Source organism: Bacillus sp. 1735sda2, assembly GCF_024159245.1.
Classification (GTDB): domain Bacteria; phylum Bacillota; class Bacilli; order Bacillales; family Bacillaceae; genus Bacillus; species Bacillus pumilus_O.
On sequence record NZ_JAMYWZ010000001.1, the window covers coordinates 1,327,600 to 1,352,960 of the forward strand.

The following is a 25,361-nucleotide window of genomic DNA, read 5'->3' on the forward strand; positions in this document are numbered from 1 at the left end:
TTCTTATGGCAAAGAAAATATTGGTTTCATGCGGAACAGCGGTTGCAACATCAACGGTTGTTGCTAAAAAGGTTGAAGAGACGTTAAAGGAAAAAGGATACGATGTTGTGGTGGAGCAGTGCAAGGCATCAGAAGTCCCGCAAAAAGCGGAGGGCGCCGATTTAATCGTGACGACCACACCAGTGAGTGATACGAAAGGAACGCCTGTCATTCAAACATTATCTTTTTTAACCGGATTTGGCATTGAAGATGATATTGAAAAAATCATCGATCATATTAAGTAAACAATCATCCCATGGAGGAGCTTTCGTGGCTCCTTCTATGTATCTGAAAGGAGGACGTCTCATGCAGCATCATGCTTATAGCCGAACGTCTGCAGTGTTGTCTATTTTTCTTCCAGCCGTACTCATCTGTCTGTTTTTCCTTTGGTCTCTTTATACGTTAATGTCAGCAGGACCTGAACCGTTAGCTGTGTTAGGCGTTTATACGCTGCCTATTCTCATGCTTTCTAGCATCACTGGACTGAACCAACCGACAAACATCATCATTAGTGAAGATAAACTCAAAATCGGAGCGTTTGGCAGATGGCACACATATGCGGTCTCTGATATTAAAGGAAAGCTTTTTATCAAGCCATACCCTCATATCGGGAAAGTCTATGTCAGGGTGGGCCCATCTCGCATATTCGGAGGACGTTACTGGATCTCCAGTGAGATGAGTGAGTACAAACAGCTTGTGCAAACGTTGCAGGATTTTGCGAAAGGTGATGAAAAGGAGGATGCAGCTACATGAAATCAGCTGTCTTTTATTCTTCAGAGGACATTCGGTATGAGAAGCGGAACCGGCCTGCAATTGGCGATGATGAAGTTCTATTAAGAATGCGTGCATGCGGCTTATGTGGCACAGATATTTACAAGGCGACACATGAGACGGTGCCTCCTGGAACGGTACTAGGGCACGAAATCGCTGGTGATATTGTTGAAACTGGAAAGCATGTGTCAAATATAAAAATGGGAGACAGGGTTTATGTTGCGCACCATGTACCTTGCTTTACTTGTGACTTTTGTCAAAAGGGGTTTTACACAATGTGTCCGCAGTTTTCAGCTACTAACGTAGATCCAGGCGGATTTTCAGAGTATATCCGCGTACCTGCATTACATGTCAAACACACAATGGGCAAGCTCCCGAATGACGTCTCATATGAACAAGGGGCGATGGTGGAGCCAGTTGCCTGCTGCCTGCACGGGTTTGAACGAGCACCTGTTCATTCAGGAGATTCTGTGTTGATCCTTGGAGCAGGGCAAATTGGCTGTATTCAACTACAGCTTGCCAAACATTATTTGGCTGGGAAAATAATGATAACGGATGTGAATGAGAACCGGCTGCTACAAGCGAGAAATTTAGGTGCAGACGTCGCTTTTCATCCAGCCTCTGAGCCAGTGGAAGACCGGGTCATGAGAGAAACAAATGGAAAGGGAGCAGACCTCGTTATTATTTCTGTTGGAAGTAGTGCGCTTTTAAAAGAAGCGTTTCAAGCAGTAGCGAGAGGCGGAACGATTTTAGTGTTTGCTCATTTTCCAAAGGGAGACGTCTCCATTCCGGCTGATCGATTTTTCCATGATGAAGTGAAAGTGGTAGGCGCCTATTCCTCACATCCTTATCACTACCTCGAAGCTCTTGAACTTTTAAGAGCAAAAGTGGTCCACACAGAAAAGATGGTGACGCATCGTTATCCGTTAAGTCAGCTTCTGCAGGCAATAGAATGCGCAAGACACCCTGAAGGTGATAGTGTCAAAATCATGATGTATCCAGATGAATGAGGACGCACGAGATTGGGAGAGAAAGAGAAGTTCTTTAGAAAAGGGCTTTGCCTTTCTCTTTTTTTCTGATAAAAGATGAAAACGCTTAAAAATGAAAGAGAAATGCTTGACTTCAATGACACTTAAACGTATGATTATTACAAATGTAACACATAAGAACAAATGTAAAGGGGAGAGAAGAAATGCAAAAACAAATCACTTTGCCTGAACAGATTAGTCATGAGAGATTAGCAGATTTATATAAACAAATGTGGTTAGTGAGATATTTTGATGAAAAGGTCGATCAATTCTTTGCCAAAGGACTTATCCATGGAACCACTCATTTATGTGTCGGACAGGAAGCGTCAGCTGTTGGATCAATTGCCGTATTAAAGGACGAAGATAAAATCGTCAGCACACACCGTGGACATGGTCACTGTATTGCAAAAGGTGCAGAGGTCAATAAGATGATGGCAGAACTATTCGGGCGTGAGACTGGCTATTGCAAAGGAAAAGGCGGCTCGATGCATATCGCTGATTTAGAAAAAGGGAACCTTGGCGCAAATGGAATCGTTGGCGGCGGTATCCCATTGGCAACAGGTGCAGCGCTCACATCTAAAATGAAACAGGAAGGCTTTGTCGTTCTTTGTTTCTTCGGAGATGGAGCGACAAATGAAGGCAGCTTTCACGAAGCGCTAAATCTTGCATCCATTTGGGATCTACCTGTTGTATTCATTTGTGAAAACAACCAGTACGGCATGTCTGGCCCTGTAAAAGAAATGATCAACATTGAAGACATTTCAACAAGAGCAGAAAGCTACGGAATACCTGGGAAATCGATTGATGGAAATGACATGGTCGAGATTATGAACTCAGTAGATGAAGCAGTCAGCCGCGCAAGAGCTGGAGAGGGTCCATCACTTATTGAAATGAAAACGTATCGCTGGAAGGGCCACTCTAAGAGTGATGCGAAAAAATACCGTACACGTGAAGAAGAAACAGAGTGGAGACAAAAAGACGGAATCAAGCGCTTTAAGTCTCTCTTGATTGAACTGAATGTTTTGACAGAGGAGCAGGCAGCGGTCTTACAGGAGGAAGCGAAGCAAGAAATTGAAGCGTCTGTTGAATTCGCTAAAAACAGTAAAGAACCGTCAATCGATACACTATTAGAGGATGTATACGCCTAATTAGGAGGGGAATCACGTGACAAAAACAACAGTCAGAGAGATTTCATATTTAGAAGCCGTTCGAGAGGCTATGAGCCAGGAAATGAGAGAGAACCAAGATGTATTCATTTTAGGTGAGGATATCGGCGTATATGGCGGTGCTTTTGGGGTCACGCGCGGCATGATTGAAGAGTTCGGTCCAGAGCGTGTGCGCAATACACCAATCTCTGAGGCTGCCATTGCAGGAGGAGCAGTCGGAGCGGCTTTGACAGGTATGCGCCCGATTTTAGAACTTCAATTCTCTGACTTTATTACAATCGCAATGGATCAGCTTGTCAACCAAGCAGCCAAAACACGATACATGTTTGGCGGAAAAGGAAAAGTACCACTCGTTGTGAGAACACCAGCAGGATCAGGAACGGGTGCCGCAGCGCAGCATTCACAAAGCCTAGAAGCGTGGATGGCTCATATTCCAGGACTAAAGGTGGTTCAGCCTTCAACAGCGTATGATGCCAAAGGACTTTTAAAGGCAGCAATGGATGATGACAACCCTGTCATTTTCTACGAGCACAAGCTTTTATATAAAACAATTGGCGAAGTGCCTGAAGAGCAATATTCGATTCCTTTAGGGAAAGCTGATGTGAAAAGAAGCGGGAAAGACGTCACAATTGTAGCAACAGCGATTATGGTACACAAAGCATTAGAAGCGGCGAAGGAACTAGAGGCAGAGGGAATCGATGTTGAAATCATAGACCCAAGAACACTCGTCCCATTAGATGAAGAAACCATTATCGAATCTGTGAAGAAAACAGGTAAATGTATCGTGGTTCATGAAGCGGTCAAACGAGGCGGATACGGCGGAGAGATTGCAAGTATGATAGCTGAAAGTGAAGCGTTTGACTACTTAGATGCACCGATTAAACGACTTGGCGGCCTTGCAGTTCCAATACCATACAACCCGACTCTGGAAAAAGCGGTCATTCCACAAGTGCCAGATATTATTGAAGCAGCAAAAGAGCTTGCACGCTCTTAAATAAAGGGGAGAAGATCATGCCAAAAGAGATATTTATGCCGAAGCTAAGTAGTACGATGGAGATCGGAACCTTGCTTCAATGGTTTAAAGAAGAAGGAGATTCGGTTGAAATCGGTGAGCCTCTTTTTGAAATTATGACAGACAAGATCAACATCGAGGTGGAAGCCTATGATGACGGCATTTTTCTAAAGAAATACTACGAAGCTGATGATCAAATTCCAGTCAATGCTGTCATTGGATATATCGGTGAGGCAAATGAACAGGTGCCAAGCGAGCCGCCAGCACAGGCAGATGAGGATTCATCAGAAAGCGGCGAATCATCTTCACCAGACACAGTGTCATCTAGTTCTACTGAAGTTCCAAAAACATCTAATGAAAAAGTACGTGCCACGCCCGCAGCGAGAAAAACGGCAAAGGATCATCATGTGGAGATTCAAGAGGTATCGGGCACAGGGCCAAAAGGCAGAGTTCAAAAGCGTGACGTCGAGGCAGTCGTACATTCTAGCGAGAAAAACCAGCGCATCTCACCGCTTGCAGAAAAAGTCGCTGCTCGTGAAGGAATCGATTTAGCAGCCGTTTCTGGATCTGGCGCTCACGGCAAGATCATGAAGAGTGACGTACAAGCAGCGGCAACGCAAACAACAGAGGCTTCGCCTGTGAAAACACAAAAATTAGCTGGCATGAGAAAAGTGATTGCTGATCGCATGTCACAAAGTGCCTTTACAGCACCGCACGTCACATTAACAAGTGAAATTGATATGACGAAAGCGAAAGAAGTGCGTCAGCAGTTACTTCCGGCGATTGAAAAAGAGACAGGCTACAGGTTGTCGTTCACAGAAATCATCATTCATGCGGTCAGCCATGTCCTCACGCGCCACCCGCAGATCAATATGACATTTGAACAAAATGAGCTCCATTTCCATGAGGATGTACACATTGGTCTTGCTGTTGCAGTGAAAGACGGTTTGATGGTACCAGTCATTTCTCATGCGAATCAAAAAGGATTAAAACAACTGACAAAAGAAGCGAAAGAAATTGGCCGAAACGCACGCGATCAAAAACTGCTCCCTTACCAGCTGAAAGGGTCCACTTTTACGATTAGTAACTTAGGCATGTATGCCATTGATGCCTTTACCCCGATCATTAATCAGCCAGAAGTGGCGATTTTAGGTGTAGGACGAATTCAAGATAAACCTGTTGCAGTAGATGGAGAAATTCAGGTGAGACCAATGATGGGGGTTAGTTTATCGTTTGATCACCGCGTTGTAGATGGCGCACCAGCGGCTGCCTTTTTAACAGACCTTAAAAAAGTGCTTGAACAACCATTTGAATTGCTAATGTAGGAGATGAATCGGATGACGAAAACGTATGATCTGACAGTCATTGGCGGAGGGCCTGGCGGATATACTGCCGCCCTTCAAGCGGCTGAGCGCGGACAGAAGGTTGCTTTGATTGAGGAGGATTTTCTCGGCGGTACTTGTTTAAATCGGGGCTGTATCCCTTCAAAGACTCTGCTTAAACATGCAGAAGTCATCGAATCAATCGAGAAGGCGAAAAGCTGGGGAATTGAAACAGGTGACATGATTCTTTCCTTCGATAAAATGAGAAAGCGCAAAGATGACGTCATTGAAAAGCTCAGAGGCGGAATCGCCTTTTTATTAAAGCAAGGAAAGATTGATGTCTATAATGGCAGGGGCACAGCGGTGACCAAGCATCGGATTGAAATAGAAAAACAAGATGGATCAGAATCGATTGAAACGAAAGAGTTAATTATTGCTACTGGATCTACACCAGCCATTCCACCAATACCGGGGCTTAAAGATATTTCATTTGATACAAGTGATACAATCTTTGACATCCCAGATATTCCTGCTTCTGTCGTCATTATTGGCGGAGGTGTCATTGGTCTTGAGCTTGCTTGTATTTTCCAAAGTCTTCAATCAAAAGTTACCATTATTGAGGCGGCACCGTCCATTATTCCACAAGAGGATGAAGAAGCATCTAAGCTGCTAGAAAGAGAACTCAAGAAAAAGGGCATCCATATCGCGAAGAAAACCACTGTGACAGAGGTGACGGAAAGCGAAGGAGTCAAAGCGGTTCATGCAACAGATGATAAAGGGGAGACACACATCTTTACAGCGGAAAGACTGCTTGTCTGCGTTGGAAGAAAACCAAATGTATCAGCTGTTAGCCAGCTTGATCTACAGCTTGATGGTCCGTTTATCAAGGTGAATGATCAGATGCAGACAACTGCTGAAGGTGTATACGCAGTTGGGGATGTCGCCGGCGGCTATCAGCTGGCTCATGCGGCGATGGCAGAGGCAGCTGTTGCGGTCAGCAATATTTGCGGCGTACCTGAAAAAATGAATGCTGATATTATGCCTAGATGTATTTATACATTACCAGAGGTGGCAAGTGTCGGTCTTACAGAGAAAGAGGCAAAAGCTAAAGGGCTCAGCGTACAAACAGAACGATTTGATTTAGCGGCAAGCGGTAAAGCGCTAGCGGCAGGTGTTCAATCAGGCTTTATTAAGTTGGTTTACGATACAACATATGGTGAAGTGATCGGCGCAACGATGGTAGGTCCGCATGTCACAGAGATGATTTCAGAAGCTTCCTCCTTTATGTATTTAGAAGGAACAGCAGAAGAGATGGCGAAAATGATTCATCCGCATCCGACCATCTCAGAAGGTTTTTATGAAGCAGCTCTTGAGATCGTGAGTAAGCTGAGAAAATAAATGCTAAACAAGGGATAGGGAGGAGATGCATGTGCACGTCCAGCTTCATCAGAAAGCGGCACTTGTGACAGGTAGCACAGATGGATTTGGAGAAGCCATCTGCTTGGCTTTAGCCCGGGCAGGTGCACATGTCTTTTTACACACATTTCATGATGAATCAAAGGCTAGAACCATTTGTGAAGACATACAAAAAATAGGCGGTCGGGCAAGTATCATCATGAATCCACTTGAAACGCCTCGAGATGCTACGCGTATGCTGAGACAAGTGATCGATACGTGCGGGAAACTGGATATTTTGGTCAATCAAGCAGCGCAAGGAGCAGAAGCAGAGCTTGACGCCGCTCACCCTAATGAGTGGATGGACGAAGTGGAAACCGCTGTGAATACTGTTTTTCTTTCCAGTCAAGCTGCCGTATGGCATATGGTTGACCAGAAGCAAGGCTGCATTATTAATATATCGTCCTCAGGCAGTATTACTGGAGATGGCGGGATCTCACATGCGACATCGAATTCTATGCTGAATGCTATGACAAAAGGGCTGGCGCGAGAATTTAAAGACAAAGGCATTCGAGTGCTTGCCTTATTACCGCCACCTCTCCATTTGATTCCTAACGCAGAGCAAATCAAGGAGACTGTGGCCCATATGACGGTCTTTTTAAGTACATCATATGGCGCATTTACAGATGGCGCAGCGATTATGCTTGATGGGGGTGAGAGTGCTGGCTAATGATCAAAAACCAGTTCTTATCGTTGGCGGTGCCCAGGGGATTGGAAAGGAAATTGCTGAGCGTTTTTTAAAAGAAGGGCACAGAGTGGCTGTGTCCGATATAGATGAACAAGGACTTTCACTTTTAAAAAAACAGCACTCTCAGCTGCTGACATTTCAAGCTGACGTTTCATCGTGGGAAAGTGTTCAGCAGATGATCTCAGCAGCTGAAAGGGAGCTCGGCGGTATTGCTCATCTTGTCTATTCAGCAGGGATGACAAAATCAATTCCTTTCTTAGAAGTCGATTTCTCACTTTGGAAAAAGACACTGGCTGTGAACTTGTATGGTCTTTACTATTGCATCAAAGCGTCAGCACCTTATATATGTGAGCGGCAAGAAGGAAGCATTGTTGTGATTGGATCAGGATCTGCTATTACTGGCTCAGGCGGTGGCATTCAGTATTACGCCTCAAAAGCAGGTGCTTTTGGCCTGATGCGTTCGCTTGTAAAGGAATTAGGGGCACACCATGTGCGTATCAATGTGATTGCCCCCCGCGTGATTGAATCTCAAATGCTTGATACGCTCTATCCTACTGAGGTGGAGAAAAAGCAGCTGCAATCGCTCATTCCCATCGGGAGATTAGGAAGACCAGACGATATCGCAGGACTCACTTTATTTCTTACCAGTGACGAGGGAAGCTATTTACACGGACAAATTATCCTGTTAGACGGCGGGAGAACGTATCAGCCAAAATATACAGAGTGAAAAAGAGCGGAGAGGTAATCGCTCTTTTTGTCATTTTCATAACAATTGTTCCAATTAGAAACGAATGTTTGGTATACTGGGAATCATAGTATATTAAAAGGATGATGTCACATGCTGAATTGGGAAGAAAGACGACAGCTCGTCAAAGTTGCTCATCTTTATTATACAGACGGGTGGACGCAGCAGGAAATCGCAAAAAAGCTCAATGTCTCAAGACCAGTCATTTCAAAGCTCTTACAAAAAGCGAAAGATGTGGGAATCGTTGAGGTATACATTAAAGACGAAAGTATTCATACGGTGGAACTGGAAAAGCAGCTCGAAACAACATTTCAATTAACAGATGCTGTCGTTGTCCCAAGTGTCGGGACAATGTCTGAGATGGTGAAACGGGCAGTCGGTCAAGCTGGCGCCTATTATTTATCTAAAAACATGAAAGATGCGGAGAAAATCGGCATTTCATGGGGAACTACATTAGCTGAGCTTGTAAAGGAATATCCGTTTGAGCGAAGAAACGATGTGAAGGTCATCCCGTTAGAGGGCGGAATGGGCAGGCAAGCAGTCGACATTCATGCCAATCAGCTGGCATATGAGCTGGCAAAGAAAATGAATGGCACGTGTTCCTATTTATATGCCCCGGCGATTTTAGAAACAGAAGAATTAAAAGAGCGACTTATGGCAATGCAGGATATAGAGGCTGTGCTTGAAGAAGGTAAAAATGTCGACATTGCCCTCATCGGTATTGGTAACCCGCATAAAGGGTCAACATTAAAAACAGTTGGTTATTTAAAAGAAGAGGATTTATCTGGTTTAAGGCAATCAGGGGCTGTTGGTGATATTGGCTTTCGTTTCTTTGACGGTCAAGGCAAACCTGTCCAAGATGAACTGAATCAAAAGGTCATTGGTTTATCACTGGAGCAGTTAAAAAGCGTCAAAACGGTTATCGCTGTTGTAGAAGGAACCCATAAAGCTGAAAGTATTTTAGGGGCTTTAAATGGTGGCTTTATTCAAGTGCTGGTGACAGACGAACTAACAGCGGCAGCTATTTTAAAGGAAGCTTCCGTCCAATAAACGGCGAATAGCTATCGAACTGTATAAAGAGAGCAACATCAAACGAGAAAGGAGCTGTGTATCTTGAAGAAAACCGAAATGGAAGCAAACTTACATTGTACTCGGTGCCAAGAAGAGACCCTCCACAGCATCGTTTATGTGAATGATCAGATGAAAAGCGTTGAGTGTACAGAGTGTCATCAGAAGATCAGTGTGCAAGTCGACATCATGAAGGAATTTTACAAAGAAGTATACGAAAAAATTGCGACAAAGCCAAAACGGATGACGCAGGAATACAAGGCGAATTTGAATGGATTTATCTCAAGACTGCCAATCCGCGTGCTTAGTAAGCCATACCGGCTCATGAGATATTTAAACGAATCCTACAAAGTGATTAAGCAATATAAAAAATAGCAGAGCTAATTAACGCTCTGCTTCAGCGTGTAGACAAACCCTCGCATTCGGTGTCAGTCCTGCGTGCCGGTGCTCACGAATGTCAAATTCGCTCCGCTCCGGTACTCGTCCTTCCTAGGGCTGCAAAGGTTTTCTATCACGCTGTGAAGAAAGAAAAAAAGCAGAGCTGATTAGCGCTCTGCTTTTTTGTGTGCTCTTTTCATATAATAATAAAGAGGCAGCCCAGCAATTCCGATCAGCATGGAGATGAGACAGCTTTTCCAGTCGGTGATCATGGTGCTGATTAAGACGAATAAGGAACCGATAATCGCAACGATTGGTGTGAGCGGATAAAGTGGTACGCTATAAGCACGCTCGATTCCTTTGTTTTGTTTTCTCAGTTTAAAGACTGCGAAAAAGGCCATGACATAAAAGATATAGATCATGAAAATCGAAACCTCTGACAGCTTTTCTGGATTGCTGACGATCATAAACACAATGGCGATCAGAATTTGTACAAATACAGCAATCCATGGTGTTTTAAATGTAGGGTGAATCCGCGAAATCGCATTTGCGAAAGGGATTTGCTTTCGCTCTGCCATCGCGAAAATCACACGTGGGAATGAAAGAACCTTTCCGTTCAAACAGCCAAAGATACTAATGATGATGCCAATACTAATGACCTTACCACCGATTGGTCCAAAGAGCATTGTCGCAGCAGTACTTGTCGCATTTTCTCCAAGCTGTACGATTTGATCTGCTGGTAACACATGCAAAAGAGCGACATTAATGAAGAGATAGCAAGCCGTGACAATTAAAATCCCGCCTGCCATTGCACGAGGAAGCAGTTTCTCTGGGTTTTTCATTTCACCGCCAAGTGCAGCAAGCAATATCCAGCCATCATAGGCAAAAAGCGTAGCCAGGATCGCTGCACCGAAGTTCATTTGAGCGATGCTATCGTTGACAGCCATCAAAATATTTTCGTTTCCTTTCCATAAGCCAAACACAATAATAGCGGCAATCGGGACAAGCTTTCCAATGGTGGTCAGCCCCTGAACAAAACCGCCGTATTTTGTTCCCATGATGTTAATCAAACATAAAAATAAAACAGTGATAATGCCAATTGTTGTCGACCATAAAGAAGAAAGAGAAAATAAATTGGCTAACAATGAACCAAAATAAAGACCAAGCGCACCGATGATGGCAGGTCCGTAAATGATAATTTGCACCCAGCCGCATAAATATCCCCAAAACTCACCATACACTTCTTCAAGATAGGCATATAATCCGCCAGTCCGAGGGATTTGTGTACCAATTTCAGCAACAGTGAGTCCGCCTGCAAGGGTTAGAATGCCACCTAACAGCCAAGCGAATAATGCGATATCTGAGCTTCCTGAATAGGAAAGGACGTTGCCTGGCTTCATAAAGACGCCGGACCCGATAATCGTCCCGATGACAAGAGATAGGGCGAAAAATAAGCCGATGTCCTGTTTTAACGCTGGTTGTTCTTTGTTCATTACACACGACCTCCTGCATCACTTTCGTACGTTACTGTGACATGTATTTTGTTCATTGTAATACGATTTTAGGAAAACAAGAATTAAAAAAATTTTCTGATTTTCGTATTTGTGTATAAAAGTGTTCGTTTATTGGAGATATCAGGGTAAATGTTTTATTAAAAACGAACAATAAAAGATTATTTTTGATTTAATGTTAATTTTATAGCTAGAAACCGAACATCTAGGCTAATGGTTGACTTTTGTTGAAAAATGTCCTATTTTATTCATAAAGATATTATCTTGAATTCGAGATATTTTGAAATAGGAGTGATTATAATGAAAATCAATGGGATTCACCACGTATCTGCATTAACAGCCAATGCTCAAAAAAATGTTGATTTCTACCGCCAGATTCTTGGCTTAAAACTTGTCAAAAAAACAGTCAATCAGGATGATCCATCAATGTATCACTTATTTTATGGAGATGAGGTCGCTTCACCGGGAACGGAGCTCACCTTCTTTGAAATTCCAATGCTCGCTCGTCGTTTGAAAGGAACAAACGCCATCACAAGCACAGGCCTTCTCGTTTCTTCTGAAGAAGCACTCTCATTTTGGGAAAAGCGTTTTGAAGAGACAGGCGTGCAGCAAGAAACGGCTTCCTTGAGAGGGGGCAGACCTGCCTTGCGTTTTCAAGATCCAGAAGGGCAACAACTATTTTTAACAGTAGAACCGGCCGCACAAGAAGCAGGCTCACCGCCAGTACATGATGATATTCCAGCAGAGTTTTCCATTAGAGGTTTGGGGCCAGTTGAATTAACGGTTGCAGAAGCGGACAAAACGATTCGTGTTTTAACGGACATCCTTGGCTTCACGGAGAGAGCGCGTGAACAATCAAATGATGGTGAGATCGTGACCATTTTTGAGTCAGGAAATGGTGGTGCTGGAACAGAAATTCATGTGATCGAAAAAACGGAAGGACCTTCTGAACGTTCAGGCAGAGGAAGTGTGCATCACGTAGCTTTTCGTGTGGAAAATGCTGAGGAATTGGAAAAATGGTATGACAAAATATCAAAAGCAGGATTCACGAACTCTGGTGTTGTGGAACGTTTCTACTTTAAAGCCCTTTACTTTAGAGAGCCTAATGGTATTTTATTTGAAATCTCAACAGACGGTCCTGGGTTTACAGTGGACGAAGGAGTGGATGAGCTTGGCGATCAATTAGCTCTTCCTCCATTTCTAGAGCACAAACGAGCAGAAATAGAACAGAGATTAACACCCATTCAGTCATCATAAAAAGTAGCTCATGAGGCTTTCTATGACGCTGAAAAGGAGAAAAAGGGCTAAAATCATTTTGATTTTAGCCCTTTTCCTTTTGCGTTAGGAACTGACCTGCTTAGATTCAGTTTGTGTTAATGTCACCTTCTTCGTTTCTTCTTTTCCATTTCGAATGAGTGTGATGCTCACGGTTTCTCCAATCTTTGTATTCGTGTATAGCTCATGACGTAATTCGCTTCCGTTTTTGATTTGTTTCCCATTGATGGCGGTCATGACATCCTCTGACTTTAAGCCGGCTTTGGCGGCAGGTGAGCCTGCGGCGATTTCTTTGACGTATACGCCTTGATCAAGCTGACTATTTTTGAGACCGAGTGTTTCTTTTTGATACACGTCCGGGACCTGTTCGAGATCTAGCATGCTGATGCCGATATATGGACGCTCAATCTTTCCTTTTGTGAGAAGTTGATCGGCGATTGGTTTGACATCATTGATTGGGAGCGCGAATCCGATGCCCTCAACACCTGTTTCAGAAATCTTCATACTCGTGATCCCCATGACCTTTCCATTAGTCGTAAGCAGTGGTCCGCCGCTGTTTCCTGGGTTTATAGCCGCATCTGTTTGAATCACATTAATGCTGCTTTCGCCTGCTGATGTGTTCATAGAGACTGTTCGATCGACACCGCTGACAATTCCTTGTGTCACGGTTCTTGATAGATCTTCACCAAGCGGGTTTCCAATTGCGATGACGGTTTCCCCAGCACGCAGCGAGGAGGAATCGCCTAATGCCGCGACCTTTGTTACATGACTGCTACTAATTTCTACAACTGCTAGGTCAGTCAGCGGGTCAGCTCCGACCAATTTACCTTTGGTGGTTTTGCCATCGTGCAAGGAGACTGTAAGTTTATTTGCCCCTTCAATGACGTGGTTGTTTGTTAAGACATAGGCTTTGCTGCCGGATTTTTTGAAAATCACTCCTGAGCCTGTACCTGTTTTTTCCTCTTGGCTGCTTTTATTTTGCTGTGATTCATCAAAAGGCGTATTGAAATCACCAAAACTCATGTCTGTTTGACTTTGCGCTTGATAGTTTGTAATGCCGACAATGGCTGGCGATACATCTTCGACCATGCTTGAGATGTTGTTTGATGAATGTGATGTTTGGACGGCGGTTGTTTTTGACGAATTGGCACTTGTATCATTTGTCGATACACTTTCTGTTTTTGTTGCCGAATTGCTTGCTGTATTGTCTGATGCATGCTGGGCATATGGCGTAAGGACATAAACACCTAACGCTAGTATGCCGCCCACAACACCGCTAACAAATGGTTTAAACCAGCCGTTTGGCTTCTTTTTTTGTTTTTGTGGCTGCTTCAATGTTTGAATTTCATGAGAAGGTTGGTTTTCATGTTTGTGATGTGTCATTCGAATCACTCTCTTTCTTTGATTTTTCATGGTTGGTTCGAGGGGGGGAACCTTATGTGTGGTTTGATCGTAAGAAAAAAGTGTGGGATAAAAATGAAAACATTGTGGGAAATTGTTAAAATAAGTAGTGAATCTAAGCAAAATAGAGGAGATTAAACTGTGGAGACAATTGGAATCATTGGATATGGAAGCATGGCAGATATGATGGTGCAAAAATGGTTGGAAAAAGAAGTACTCAATGCCCATCAAATCATGATCCATACTAGAAGTGAAACAGACCGCCTGCTTCAACTCAAAGATAGGCATCAAGAAATAAATATCTGCTCATTAAACGAACTTTCTGCATGTGATGTACTTTTTATCTGCGTACCGCCGCTTGCTGTACTTGATGTACTCGATCAACTGCCTTCAGCAGCCAAATCGGTTCATACTGTGTCAGTAGCCGCGGCTGTGACGTTAGACAAGTTATCAAAGCATACGACTCAACCAATTTCAAGATACATCCCAACGCTCACGTCAGCTGTTGGAACAGGCGTATCCCTCGTTGCGCATGGCGAAACTGCTGGGGAGGAAGAAAAGGCACGTTTGCATCGTCTCCTTTCAGCTTTTAGTATCGTACGTGAAATAGAGGAAGATCAGTTTGATGCGGCGAGTAACTTGACAAGCTCATCTCCTGGTTTTATCGCTGCTCTTTTTGAAGAAATGGCGAAAGCCGCTGTGAGAAATAGTGAGCTTTCCTTAGAGGAAGCGTATGAATTTTTAACATATGCGCTTTTAGGCACAGGTCAAGTCCTTGTAGAACGAGGCCTCACCTTTGCTGAAACCGTCGATAGAGTGGCGACAAAAGGGGGCATTACAGGAGAAGGCGCCGAGGTGATTCAAAAGCAGGCACCTCAGATGTTTGATGATCTGTATACACAAACCATGAAGAAATATGAACAACTGAAATCACAGATTAACGAAGCGGACAAACACCACTAAAGACATAGTTAGTGGTGTTTTATTTGTTAAAAAAATCCTTTCTCACTCAGTCTATTGACCTGTATTATCTGAGTCTAATTTCCTTATTTTCAGACATTGTATTGAAAAATCAATCAAGTAATCATATAATTTTTTAGAAAATTTAGAAAAATATACACAAATTTTAAGTTTAATTAAAGGGGGATGGGGATGAAGCTCTATGTATCTGTCGATATGGAGGGAATTACTGGTCTAGCTGATCATACATTTGTCGATGCCCGTCAGCACAATTATGAGCGGGGCAGAAAGATCATGACGGGTGAAGTGAATGCCTGTGTGGAGGTACTTCTTCAGCATGGCGCAACCGATATTCTGGTCAATGACAGTCATTCTAAAATGAATAATTTGTTGATTGAAGAATTGCATGAAGAGGCATCTCTTATATCTGGTGACGTCAAGCCTTATTCAATGGTTCAAGGGTTAGATCAAACCTATGCCGCTGCTGTATTTTTAGGCTATCATGCGAGGGCGTCTATGAAAGGTGTGATGTCCCACAGTATGATTTTTGGTGTCAGACATTTTTACATAAATGATCATCCAATTGGTGAAATGGGTTTTAATGCGTATGTTGCAGGCTACTATGGTGTGCCGGTGATTCTTGTTTGCGGAGATGATCAAGCAGCACTTGAAGCAGAAAAGCTGATACCTGGTGTGAAAACAGTCGCAGTGAAAGAGACCATCTCAAGATCTGCTGTGAAATGTCTCACTCCTGCCAAAGTCAACCAACAAATCTCGCAGCAAGTGGAAGCCGCAATGAAACAGATTCATCACATCAAGCCGCTGACGCCTCCTGATCAGCCGCTACTGAAGATTGAGTTTGCCAATTATGGACAAGCTGAATGGGCAAATTTAATGCCTGGTACTGCCATGATTGAAGGGACAACAACGGTGACGTATCAAGCAGAGAATATATTAGAGGCCTACCAAGCGATGCTTGTCATGACAGAGCTTGCCGCACGTACAACATTTTGTTAAGCGAGGGGGAGACGGCAGATGACCAGCTTTTTGCTCAAACGTTTTATTGCGATGATTGCCACGATTTTAACGATTACGACGTTAACGTTTATTTTAATGAAGGTCATCCCAGGATCGCCCTTCAATGAAGAACGAAATACAAACGAAACCGTTCAGCGAAACCTCGAAAGCTACTATCACTTAGACGAACCACTGTATGTTCAATATGTCATCTATTTAAAATCCATCGTTACCTTTGATTTTGGTCCTTCCATTAAAAAGCCTTCTGAAAGTGTCAATGATCTATTGGCGAGAGGCTTCCCAGTCTCATTAGAACTTGGTCTTATCTCAATATTGATTGCTGTCATCTCCGGCATTCTGCTAGGGGTCATGGCTGCCCTCCGGCACAATGGCTTGATTGATTATATCGCCATGACCATTGCTGTTTTCGGTATATCCATTCCAAACTTTATCTTTGCTACCTTATTAATTCAGCAGCTTGCTGTGAATTTGAAGCTCTTTCCTACAGCGATGTGGACAAGTCCGATGCATATGGTGCTACCAACCATTGCTCTTGCCGTTAGTCCGATGGCCATAATTGCTCGGTTAACAAGATCGAGCATGATTGAAGTGCTGTCTCAGGACTATATTCGCACTGCTAAAGCAAAAGGACTTTCTCCCTTTAAAATTGTGTTCAAACATGCGCTTCGAAATGCGCTTTTGCCTGTTGTGACCATTCTTGGCACACTTGTCGCAAGCATTTTAACAGGAAGTTTTGTCATTGAAAAAATCTTTGCGATTCCTGGCATGGGAAAATACTTTGTCGAGAGTATTAACAACCGTGATTATCCTGTCATTATGGGAACCACTGTTTTTTACAGCATCATTTTAATCACACTTCTTTTCATTGTTGATGTGGCGTATCGCCTGCTTGATCCGAGAATTCAGCTACATCAGAAAGGAGGAAAGGCATGAGTATACATTTGCAGCAGGATCAACAGAATCCGCATCCTGAAGTGCCGGACGATTGGTTTTCTCCGAGAGAGCAAAAGAAAATGGAGGCACATGCCATTAAAAGACCCTCTCTTTCGTATTGGGCGGACACATGGAGACGACTGAAGCAAAATAAGCTTGCGATGTTTAGTCTATCCGTATTGATTTTTCTTTTTATCATGGCACTATTAGGCCCATTGCTTGCACCTAATAGCGTGACAGAACAGCGTCTTTCCATGCAAAATCTGCCGCCATCCGCTGCTCACTGGTTCGGAACGGATGAGCTTGGACGAGATGTGTTTACACGTACATGGTACGGGGCGCGTATTTCTTTATTTGTAGGCGTCATGGCAGCCCTGATTGATTTTGCTATCGGCGTGATCTATGGAGGCATTGCCGGTTATAAGGGAGGGAGATATGACCATGTCATGATGCGAATCGTCGAGGTGCTCTACGGTCTTCCTTATTTACTTGTTGTCATTTTATTGATGGTTCTAATGGGACCAGGTCTTGTCACCATTATTGTAGCGCTCACTGTCACCGGATGGATTGGAATGGCAAGAATCGTGAGAGGTCAAGTTCTTCAACTGAAAAGCCAGGAATATGTCCTTGCCTCCAAAACTTTTGGTGCAAAGAGCCTGCGCATCATTCGCCGCAACCTGCTGCCGAATACGATGGGACCGATTATCGTTCAGATGACTTTAACTGTACCAACCGCGATATTTGCAGAAGCGTTCCTAAGCTTTCTTGGTTTAGGCATTCAAGCGCCGTTTGCAAGCTGGGGCGTGATGGCCAATGATGCGCTGCCGACAGTGCTGTCAGATAATGGACATTGGTGGCGTTTATTTTTCCCTGCGTTTTTTATTTCACTCACGATGTTTTGCTTTAACAATTTAGGTGATGGCTTGCAAGATGCGCTTGATCCGAAGATGAAGAGGTGATGGCGCTTTGAAAAAAGTTCTACAAATCATCGATCTGCACGTCAGCTTTCGGACATATGGCGGCTCAGTTCGAGCGGTACGCGGAGTGAATGTGGATGTATATGAAAAAGAAATCCTTGCCATTGTAGGAGAGTCAGGCTGCGGGAAAAGTGTCACTTCACAAAGCATTATGAGGCTGCTACCAGCTTACAGCGCTCATGTTGATCAGGGAGAAATATGGTTTGAAGACCGCAATTTACTGTCTTTATCTGAAAAAGAAATGCGCGCCATAAGAGGTGTCGATATTTCGATGATTTTCCAAGATCCCATGACCGCACTGAATCCAACTTTGACAATCGGCGATCAGCTCATGGAGGCGGCAAAGGAGCATCAAAAGCTGACGAAAAAAGAAGTGAAAGAAGCCGCCATTCGGATGCTTGATTTGGTCGGTATTCCGCAGCCGAAGGAAAGGCTAAAGCAATACCCTCATCAGTTCAGCGGGGGAATGAGGCAGCGGCTTATGATTGCCATGGCGCTGATTTGCGAGCCTAAAGTGTTGATTGCTGATGAACCAACGACAGCGCTCGATGTGACCATACAGGCACAAATATTAGAGCTGTTTAAAGAGATTCAGAGAAAAACAGGTGTCACCATCATTTTAATCACACACGATTTAGGGGTCGTAGCCCAAGTCGCAGACCGAGTGGCGGTTATGTACGGGGGGAAGATGGTGGAGGTCGGAACGAGGCGAGATATTTTTTACAGTCCGCAGCATCCTTATACAAAGGGACTTCTGCAATCCGTTCCAAGACTTGATATGAAAGACGAACTCGTTCCAATTGAAGGAAGCCCGCCTGATTTATTTGCTCCGCCAAAGGGCTGTCCGTATACAGATCGCTGCCCTGCCGCTATGAAGGTATGTGATCATATCATGCCGCATGAAACGCAGCGCTCACCTACTCATACAGTGCATTGCTGGCTCCAAGATGAGCGTGCGCAAACCGTTTTATCTTCAACACAAAGGGGGAGTTTTTAATGAGAAAAAAGGGATGGATCATCAGTATATGTATATTCACAATCATGCTGCTCGCAGGATGTACAGCCAATGAGCAAGCAGGGAAAGGATCATCAAGCAAAGAGGGTGAAAAGAAAGTATTAACCTTAAATAACGAAAACGAACCGACGTCGTTTGATCCTCCGATTGGTTTTAATAATGTATCGTGGCAAGGGCTCAATAACCTAATGGAGGGATTAACAAGACTGAATGAAAAGCACGAACCATCTCCTGCAATGGCTGAAAAATGGGAGATTTCAAAGGATGGAAAAACGTACACGTTCCATTTAAGAGATGGCATCAAGTGGTCAAATGGTGATCCAGTGAAAGCGAGTGACTTTGAATATGCGTGGCAGCGGCTGCTTGATCCGAAAACAGGCTCCTCCGCATCGTTCCTAGCGTATATGATTGAAGGCGGAGAGGCATTTAACAGCGGAAAAGGAAAGAAAGAAGACGTTAAAGTTAGCGCTGAGAATGACAAAACGCTTAAGGTCACACTGGCATACCCGCAGAAATCGTTCTTAAATATGACCGCAAACCCTGCCTTTTTTCCTGTCAATGAACAGGTAGCGAAGAAGGACCCAAACTGGGCAAAAGACGCCAAAACCTTTGTCGGAAATGGACCGTTCAAGCTGACAGAGTGGAAGCATGATGAGAGCTTTACAATGGCAAAAAGTGAGACGTATTGGGACGAAAAATCAGTTAAGTTAGATCAAGTGAAGTGGCTGATGATCAGTGATCGAAACACAGACTATCAAATGTATCAATCAGGAGATTTAGATACTGCCTTTGTCCCAGCAGAACAAAGTGAAAATCTGCTGAAAAATAAAGATGTACAAATTGAAGACCAGGCTGGATTGTTCTTTTATCGTCTGAATGTAAACATGGAACCTTTTCAAAATAAAAACATCCGCAAAGCATTTCAAATGGCGATCAATCCGCAAGATATCGTAGATTATGTGACGAAAAATGAAGAGAAGCCAGCACACGCCTTTGTCTCGCCAGGCATTCTAGATTCAAAAGGCGAGGATTTCAGAAAAGCTGGCGGTGATCTTGTGAAGAACGATAAGAGTGAAGCTGCAAAGCTATTAGAAAAAGGGCTGAAAGAAGAGAACTATTCAAAACTGCCAGCCGTCACATTGACATACAGTACAAAGCCTGAGAATAAGAAAAAAGCTGAAGCCATCCAGCAGCAGCTGAAAGAAGCGCTAGGTGTAGATGTGAAGCTTGCCAACATGGAAGCCAATGTATTTGCTGAAGATCAAAAGGCACTGAAATTCCAATTCTCACAAAGTTCATTTTTAGCAGACTATGCAGATCCGATCAATTTCCTAGAAAGCTTTCAAACAGGGAATGCCATGAACCGGACAGGGTGGTCAAACGATACCTATGATCAACTGATTAAAAAGGCAAGTCAGGAAGCAGACGAGCAAAAGAGAAACAACATTCTTCATGATGCAGAGGCACTTCTCATTGAAGAAGCACCGATCATCCCGATTCATTTTTATAACCAAGTTCATTTACAAAAAGAAGGCGTGAAGGGGATTGTTCGTCACCCTGTTGGGTATATCGATTTGAAATGGGCGCAAGTAGATGGAAAATGATATTAGAATCAAAAGACGCTTTGAAATAAAAGCGTCTGTTCCTTTATTTGTTCATGTTATGAAGCAAAAACCCATAGATTGAAAGAAACAAAGAGAAAGAGGGGATACGGCATGAGCCAGCTGCCAGTGGCACTTCAAACAGGGGATACAGTGGGGGTTATTGCCCCAGCAAGCCCGCCTGATGAGCTGAAATTAGCAAAAGGGATTGCCTTTTTAGAAAGCCTCGGGCTAAAGGTGAAAAAAGGGAAGTATTTGGACCGGCGGTATGGATATTTAGCAGGTCATGATCATGAAAGAGTGGAAGATCTTCATTGCATGTTTCAAGATCCAGAGGTGAAAGCGGTTATTTGTGCTTGCGGAGGATACGGGACTGGCAGACTTGCGGAAGCCATTGACTATGACCTGATTCGCCGTAATCCAAAAATCTTTTGGGGCTACAGTGATATTACGTTTTTACATACGGCGATCCAGCAGCAGACGGGTCTTGTGACGTTTCATGGTCCAATGCTCTCCTCTGATGTGGGACTTGAGGAGGTCCATCCTTATACGAAAGATACCTTTTTACAATTGTTCGCACCGAAAGCCTTTACGTATGCGCACCACTTGTCGCCCCTTCATACTTTCTATCCGGGCACCGCTTCAGGTGAGATTGTAGGAGGAAATCTTGCCCTCATCGTCACAACACTTGGTACACCTTTTGAAATCGATACGAAGGGAAAGCTTTTGTTCATTGAAGATATTGACGAAGAGCCCTATAAAATTGATCGAATGATGCAGCACCTCACATCTGCCGGGAAATTGGATGATGCGGCTGGATTCATCATTGGAGATTTTCATCAATGTGAGCCAAAAAAGAAAGATCAGTCTCTCACATTGAATCAAGTATGGGACACGTATATTGTGCCGCAAAAGAAGCCTGCACTTGGGGGCTTTCGGATCGGTCATTCTTCTCCGAACTTTGCCATTCCAATGGGCACACAGGCTGCATTAGATGCGACAGGAAAAAAACTGCACATTTCTCCAGGCGTTGCAGCGAAAGAGGTAATCACATGAAAATCGTCGATGTTCGCACATGCAGAATGAGTGTACCACTAAAAAAGCCTTTCAAAACCGCTTTGCGAACGGTGTATGACGCAGCATCTCTGATCGTTATCGTCACATATGATCAAGGTGACGTCAGCTACGGAGAGGCAGTTCCGACTGCGGTGATTACAGGTGAGACGCTGGAAAGCATCGACTATGCCATCTGTGAAGTGATCAGACCGATCTTACTTGGGGCTTCCTTGTCTGAGCATGAACAAATTTTTTCTCAAATGGACCGTGTGCTCGCTTGCAACACAAGCGCAAAGGCAGCGGTTGACATGGCCATTTATGATGGCTTAGGGAAGCAGGCAGGACTTCCCCTTTATCAATACCTTGGCGGATATCGCAGTCAGCTTGAAACCGATTATACGGTCAGTGTAAACCGTCCACTTGAGATGGCGGAAGATGCGAAGCAATACGCAGCAGAAGGCTTTCAGACATTAAAGATCAAGGTAGGAAAAGATGACATAGACACGGATATTCAGCGAATCAAGCGAATTCGAGAAAAGGTCGGGCCAGATATTCAGATCAGGCTCGATGCGAATCAGGGCTGGACGTGGAAGGAAGCGGTCGTAGCCATTCGGAAAATGGAGTCACTGAATATCGAACTAGTCGAGCAACCAGTGCCAAAAGAAGATATCGAAGGCCTGCGCCGTGTGACGGAGGCAACAGATACACTGATTATGGCAGACGAAAGTATTTTTAGTTTTCATGATGCGATCAAAGTGCTTGAAACGAGAAGCTGTGATTTGATCAATTTAAAATTAATGAAATCAGGCGGCATAAAAGAGGCTTTAAAAATTAACGCTTTGGCAGAAGCATACGGCGTTAAGTGTATGGTTGGCAGCATGATTGAGTCAAAACTTGGGATTACAGCAGCCGCTCATCTCGCCGCAAGTCAGCCGAATATCACCCGCTACGATTTTGATGCTCCGCTGATGCTAAAAGAGGACATGGTAGACGGAGGTATCTTATACAAAGGAAAAGATATCTTTTTCTCGCCGCAACATGGGTTAGGCATTCGAGGGGTGAAAGGAGTCTCATGATGATATTTGAATCAAAGGTTGCAGTCGCGAACGTATGGACAACGCCGCAGTCACCGAGAGAAATGGATCAAAAGGTTCTTCAGAGCTCCTTCAAAATGAAAGAGTGGATTGACAAGCAAACATATGAAGAAAAACTGGCTTTATGTGAAGAAAATCTGCTCCAGTCGCAAGTACTGCTCGGTGAACGAGTCATTGGCTTAGAAGAGACAGACGGCTGGATGAAGGTCGTCATTCCGCAGCAGGCCACCCGGAAACATCCGCAAGGCTACCCTGGCTATATACCTGCGAACCAACTAAAGCAAGTGACAGAAGGAAGTGCGCCAGCTATATCTCATATCGTTTGTCAGAAAAGAGCCATGCTCTATCGAAACGGGCAAGCGGACATGGAAATTAGTTTTTTAACAGAGCTCGCAGCTGTAGAAGAAACGAGTGATCGCTTTCGCGTTGTCACACCAGCAGGGACGAGAGAAATCAATAAAACAGATGTGCAACCAGTTTCCTCCACTTCCGATATGACTGGAAAAGATGTTGTAGAGAAGGGAAAACAATTTATTGATCTTTCGTATTTATGGGGTGGTATGAGCAGCTTTGGCTATGACTGTTCAGGCTTTGCTTACAGCATGTATAAAGCGTGCGGATATCTTTTGCCGAGAGACGCAAGTGACCAAGCAGTGCAAGGTACACCGGTCACATCAAGCCATTTAGAACAGGGCGACTTATTGTTTTTCGCCAATGATAACGGAAAGGGAGCTGTACGCCATGTTGGGATTTATGCAGGTGACGGTATGATGCTTCACTCGCCTAAAACCGGCAGAGAAATTGAACTTCTTTCCCTTTCTGGCACTTCATATGAAAAAGAATGGGCAGGTGCAAGACGGTATTTGCCAAGCGAAGGGAGCAAAGGTCATGGCAGTTGAACCACTTTTACAAGTAAACAATCTCAAAAAACACTTTCATCTATCGAAGGGAAGAATGTTAAAAGCACTAGACGGTGTCTCCTTTCAGTTAAAACAAGGCGAAACATTTGGCCTTGTTGGCGAGTCCGGCTGCGGGAAATCCACACTTGGAAAAGTGCTTATGCGCCTTTATGAACCGACAGATGGAGAAGCCTTGTATGAAGGGAAAAGCCTTCATCACCTTTCACAAAAAGAATCCTTTGATTTTAATCGGCAAATTCAAATGGTGTTTCAAGATCCGTATTCTTCCCTGAATCCGCGGCTGTCTGTCAAAGATATCATGCTGGAGCCAATGGAGATTCATCACCTTTATGGGAGTCAAAAGAAAAGGGTGGCCCGGGTGAAAGAACTACTGGAAGCGGTTGGGCTTAGCTATGACTTTGCCACGCGCTATCCCCATGAATTCAGCGGAGGACAAAGGCAGAGAATCGGTATTGCAAGAGCACTCGCCTTATCACCGAAATTTATTGTGGCAGATGAGCCAATTTCTGCACTAGATGTCTCCGTTCAAGCGCAAGTCGTGAATTTACTGAAGAAATTGCAAAAGGAGGAAGGGCTGACATTTCTCTTTATTGCGCATGACCTGTCGATGGTCAAATATATTAGCGACCGAATCGGTGTCATGTATTTAGGTCATCTCGTCGAATTGACCAGCAGTGATACGTTATATCAAACACCGTTGCATCCATATACACAAGCCTTGCTGTCAGCGATCCCCATTCCAGATCCTGACGTGGAGGACAAGCGCAAAAGGTTCATTTTAAAAGGAGAAATTCCAAGTCCAGTGAATCCGCCAAGCGGCTGTGTATTTCGAACAAGGTGTCCTGCAGCGATGGATGTGTGTGCTGAAAAAAAGCCAACATTACAAGCGGTAGAAGAGGGGCATGATGTCGCCTGTCATTTATACGACCGGACATAAAAATAGATAGAAAAAAGCCAGCAAGTAGACAAGCTGTTCTACAAGCTGGCTTTTTTAGTGGATGAACGCCGAATCGGTAATGTGCAGCATCTAAATGACCCACCAGATTTAATGATTTCTGAAAAATCCACTTCAATGACAGTGTACCCGTGAGCGGTTAATGCAGCATTTGTTTCTTGATTGATGGGCAAACTGATCACTTTTTTCTGTCCAATAGATAAAACGTTAGGTCCGAGTGTGAATTGCTCTTGTTCACTTATTTCAATGAGATGATAATGCATGTTGAGCAAGTGAAGATCCTCTTTTTTGAACGCTTCAGGATAAATCAACATCTCATCATGAGAGAGAATATTCATCACACAATCGAGGTGCAAAATGTGAGGAGGAAGATGAATGGGAATAATGTCATGATCCGGCAGTTCTTTTTTGAGCTCATGGATAGCGGCTGGGTTTGTTCTTTTGCTCATTCCGACAAATACACGTGTTTGGTCTACAAGTACATCGCCGCCTTCAATCGTTCCGTTTGTCAGGCTAACAGTTTTGAAGCCATTTTCCTGTGCCCACTCTTTTAATAATTGTTCTTCTCCTTGCCGAACCGGAGCAGCCATGCTTGAAACAAAGAGTGTATGTCCAATCGTAAACCCAATATCCCGAGTAAAGACTTGCTCAGGATAGCGGTCATTTGCAGGAAGCATAATGGGACGTACTTGATGGTTTTTTAGGATTTGGATCAATTGCTTATGCTGAGCAATGGCTTTCATTTGAGAAATATTTTCTCTTGCAAAATGTTTTTGGGTTTCGTTGATGATCTGTTTGATTTCCATATAGATGGGGCTGCATAAAAGGACTTCTTGTAAATTGTCATATTCACTCATACATTGCGGCATTTTGTGTATTTGTTCTGCTCTTATAGAATCCATCAAATGGCCTCCTTGTTTGTTCATAGTTCTATTATTCCTCGCTTTAGTCAT

Annotated in this window: 25 protein-coding genes; 22 read left to right on the forward strand and 3 right to left on the reverse strand. The window is 43.8% G+C overall.

From position 1 onward, the window contains the following. Positions 1-5 precede the first annotated feature (5 nt). The 11 genes from NKR21_RS06845 (at position 6) to NKR21_RS06895 (ending at position 9,669) form a co-directional block, all read left to right on the forward strand. Positions 6-284, forward strand: a complete 279-nt coding sequence (locus NKR21_RS06845) for a PTS sugar transporter subunit IIB (protein ID WP_003212259.1) — start codon at positions 6-8, stop codon at positions 282-284. 61 nt (positions 285-345) lie between these two features. Then, positions 346-792 carry a hypothetical protein gene (locus tag NKR21_RS06850; protein ID WP_144458190.1) on the forward strand — a complete coding sequence of 149 codons (447 nt, stop codon included), beginning with the start codon at positions 346-348 and terminating at the stop codon, positions 790-792. Beyond that, entirely contained in the window at positions 789-1,820 is a 1,032-nt protein-coding gene (locus NKR21_RS06855; protein WP_144458188.1) for an alcohol dehydrogenase catalytic domain-containing protein, read from the forward strand. The genes NKR21_RS06850 and NKR21_RS06855 overlap by 4 nt, the downstream gene beginning before the upstream one ends. A gap of 182 nt (positions 1,821-2,002) precedes the next feature. Next, positions 2,003-2,986: a thiamine pyrophosphate-dependent dehydrogenase E1 component subunit alpha gene (locus NKR21_RS06860; RefSeq protein WP_144458186.1), complete on the forward strand. Its 984-nt coding sequence runs from the start codon at positions 2,003-2,005 to the stop codon at positions 2,984-2,986. Positions 2,987-3,002: 16 nt separating this feature from the next. Next, positions 3,003-3,998: an alpha-ketoacid dehydrogenase subunit beta gene (locus NKR21_RS06865; protein WP_012009660.1), complete on the forward strand. Its 996-nt coding sequence runs from the start codon at positions 3,003-3,005 to the stop codon at positions 3,996-3,998. Between the two features lie 17 nt (positions 3,999-4,015). Further along, complete coding sequence (locus NKR21_RS06870; RefSeq protein WP_144458184.1) at positions 4,016-5,341, forward strand: dihydrolipoamide acetyltransferase family protein; 1,326 nt, start codon at positions 4,016-4,018, stop codon at positions 5,339-5,341. A 12-nt stretch (positions 5,342-5,353) separates the two neighbouring features. Then, the gene (gene lpdA, locus NKR21_RS06875) at positions 5,354-6,736 is read left to right on the forward strand and encodes a dihydrolipoyl dehydrogenase (RefSeq protein ID WP_119124732.1); all 1,383 of its coding nucleotides are present in this window, start codon (positions 5,354-5,356) and stop codon (positions 6,734-6,736) included. A 25-nt stretch (positions 6,737-6,761) separates the two neighbouring features. Then, positions 6,762-7,463, forward strand: coding sequence for an SDR family NAD(P)-dependent oxidoreductase (locus tag NKR21_RS06880; RefSeq protein WP_253602496.1), 702 nt, complete (start codon positions 6,762-6,764; stop codon positions 7,461-7,463). Then, positions 7,441-8,208, forward strand: a complete 768-nt coding sequence (locus NKR21_RS06885) for an SDR family NAD(P)-dependent oxidoreductase (RefSeq protein ID WP_144458200.1) — start codon at positions 7,441-7,443, stop codon at positions 8,206-8,208. The genes NKR21_RS06880 and NKR21_RS06885 overlap by 23 nt, the downstream gene beginning before the upstream one ends. A 111-nt stretch (positions 8,209-8,319) precedes the next feature. Beyond that, the gene (locus NKR21_RS06890) at positions 8,320-9,276 is read left to right on the forward strand and encodes a sugar-binding transcriptional regulator (protein ID WP_058014214.1); all 957 of its coding nucleotides are present in this window, start codon (positions 8,320-8,322) and stop codon (positions 9,274-9,276) included. Between the two features lie 63 nt (positions 9,277-9,339). Next, the gene (locus tag NKR21_RS06895) at positions 9,340-9,669 is read left to right on the forward strand and encodes a hypothetical protein (RefSeq protein WP_008358910.1); all 330 of its coding nucleotides are present in this window, start codon (positions 9,340-9,342) and stop codon (positions 9,667-9,669) included. A gap of 170 nt (positions 9,670-9,839) precedes the next feature. Here NKR21_RS06895 and NKR21_RS06900 read toward each other — a convergent pair whose 3' ends face one another. After that, entirely contained in the window at positions 9,840-11,165 is a 1,326-nt protein-coding gene (locus NKR21_RS06900) for an APC family permease (RefSeq protein ID WP_012009667.1), read from the reverse strand. Positions 11,166-11,483: 318 nt separating this feature from the next. Here NKR21_RS06900 and NKR21_RS06905 point away from each other — a divergent pair, with 318 nt between their 5' ends. Beyond that, positions 11,484-12,440 carry a ring-cleaving dioxygenase gene (locus tag NKR21_RS06905; protein WP_012009668.1) on the forward strand — a complete coding sequence of 319 codons (957 nt, stop codon included), beginning with the start codon at positions 11,484-11,486 and terminating at the stop codon, positions 12,438-12,440. 84 nt (positions 12,441-12,524) lie between these two features. Here NKR21_RS06905 and NKR21_RS06910 read toward each other — a convergent pair whose 3' ends face one another. Further along, positions 12,525-13,841 (reverse strand): S1C family serine protease, encoded by a 1,317-nt coding sequence (locus tag NKR21_RS06910; protein WP_144458180.1) that lies wholly within the window; start codon positions 13,839-13,841, stop codon positions 12,525-12,527. A 159-nt stretch (positions 13,842-14,000) separates the two neighbouring features. Between NKR21_RS06910 and proG the strand changes: the two genes are divergently transcribed. The 10 genes from proG to NKR21_RS06960 all read left to right on the forward strand — a co-directional run bounded on the left by proG (position 14,001) and on the right by NKR21_RS06960 (position 24,390). After that, positions 14,001-14,822, forward strand: coding sequence for a pyrroline-5-carboxylate reductase ProG (gene proG / locus NKR21_RS06915; protein ID WP_012009671.1), 822 nt, complete (start codon positions 14,001-14,003; stop codon positions 14,820-14,822). A gap of 189 nt (positions 14,823-15,011) precedes the next feature. After that, the gene (locus NKR21_RS06920; RefSeq protein WP_041815450.1) at positions 15,012-15,836 is read left to right on the forward strand and encodes a M55 family metallopeptidase; all 825 of its coding nucleotides are present in this window, start codon (positions 15,012-15,014) and stop codon (positions 15,834-15,836) included. A gap of 18 nt (positions 15,837-15,854) precedes the next feature. Then, positions 15,855-16,790 (forward strand): ABC transporter permease, encoded by a 936-nt coding sequence (locus tag NKR21_RS06925; RefSeq protein WP_003211100.1) that lies wholly within the window; start codon positions 15,855-15,857, stop codon positions 16,788-16,790. Beyond that, the gene (locus tag NKR21_RS06930; protein WP_012009673.1) at positions 16,787-17,749 is read left to right on the forward strand and encodes an ABC transporter permease; all 963 of its coding nucleotides are present in this window, start codon (positions 16,787-16,789) and stop codon (positions 17,747-17,749) included. The genes NKR21_RS06925 and NKR21_RS06930 overlap by 4 nt, the downstream gene beginning before the upstream one ends. A gap of 7 nt (positions 17,750-17,756) precedes the next feature. After that, positions 17,757-18,764, forward strand: a complete 1,008-nt coding sequence (locus NKR21_RS06935) for an ABC transporter ATP-binding protein (protein WP_144458178.1) — start codon at positions 17,757-17,759, stop codon at positions 18,762-18,764. Next, positions 18,764-20,386, forward strand: coding sequence for a peptide ABC transporter substrate-binding protein (locus NKR21_RS06940; protein WP_144458176.1), 1,623 nt, complete (start codon positions 18,764-18,766; stop codon positions 20,384-20,386). Before NKR21_RS06935 ends, NKR21_RS06940 begins: the two co-directional genes overlap by 1 nt. Positions 20,387-20,497: 111 nt before the next feature. Then, on the forward strand, positions 20,498-21,439 hold the full coding sequence (locus tag NKR21_RS06945; RefSeq protein WP_144458174.1) for a S66 peptidase family protein: 942 nt from the start codon (positions 20,498-20,500) through the stop codon (positions 21,437-21,439). Beyond that, complete coding sequence (locus tag NKR21_RS06950) at positions 21,436-22,515, forward strand: dipeptide epimerase (protein ID WP_144458172.1); 1,080 nt, start codon at positions 21,436-21,438, stop codon at positions 22,513-22,515. Before NKR21_RS06945 ends, NKR21_RS06950 begins: the two co-directional genes overlap by 4 nt. Continuing rightward, a complete protein-coding gene (locus NKR21_RS06955; RefSeq protein ID WP_144458170.1) occupies positions 22,515-23,432 on the forward strand; it encodes a C40 family peptidase in 918 nt (305 codons plus the stop codon). Before NKR21_RS06950 ends, NKR21_RS06955 begins: the two co-directional genes overlap by 1 nt. Then, positions 23,422-24,390, forward strand: coding sequence for an ABC transporter ATP-binding protein (locus tag NKR21_RS06960; RefSeq protein WP_144458168.1), 969 nt, complete (start codon positions 23,422-23,424; stop codon positions 24,388-24,390). The genes NKR21_RS06955 and NKR21_RS06960 overlap by 11 nt, the downstream gene beginning before the upstream one ends. A 38-nt stretch (positions 24,391-24,428) precedes the next feature. Here NKR21_RS06960 and NKR21_RS06965 read toward each other — a convergent pair whose 3' ends face one another. Continuing rightward, the gene (locus NKR21_RS06965; RefSeq protein WP_144458166.1) at positions 24,429-25,310 is read right to left on the reverse strand and encodes a dimethylarginine dimethylaminohydrolase family protein; all 882 of its coding nucleotides are present in this window, start codon (positions 25,308-25,310) and stop codon (positions 24,429-24,431) included. Positions 25,311-25,361: the final 51 nt, after the last annotated feature.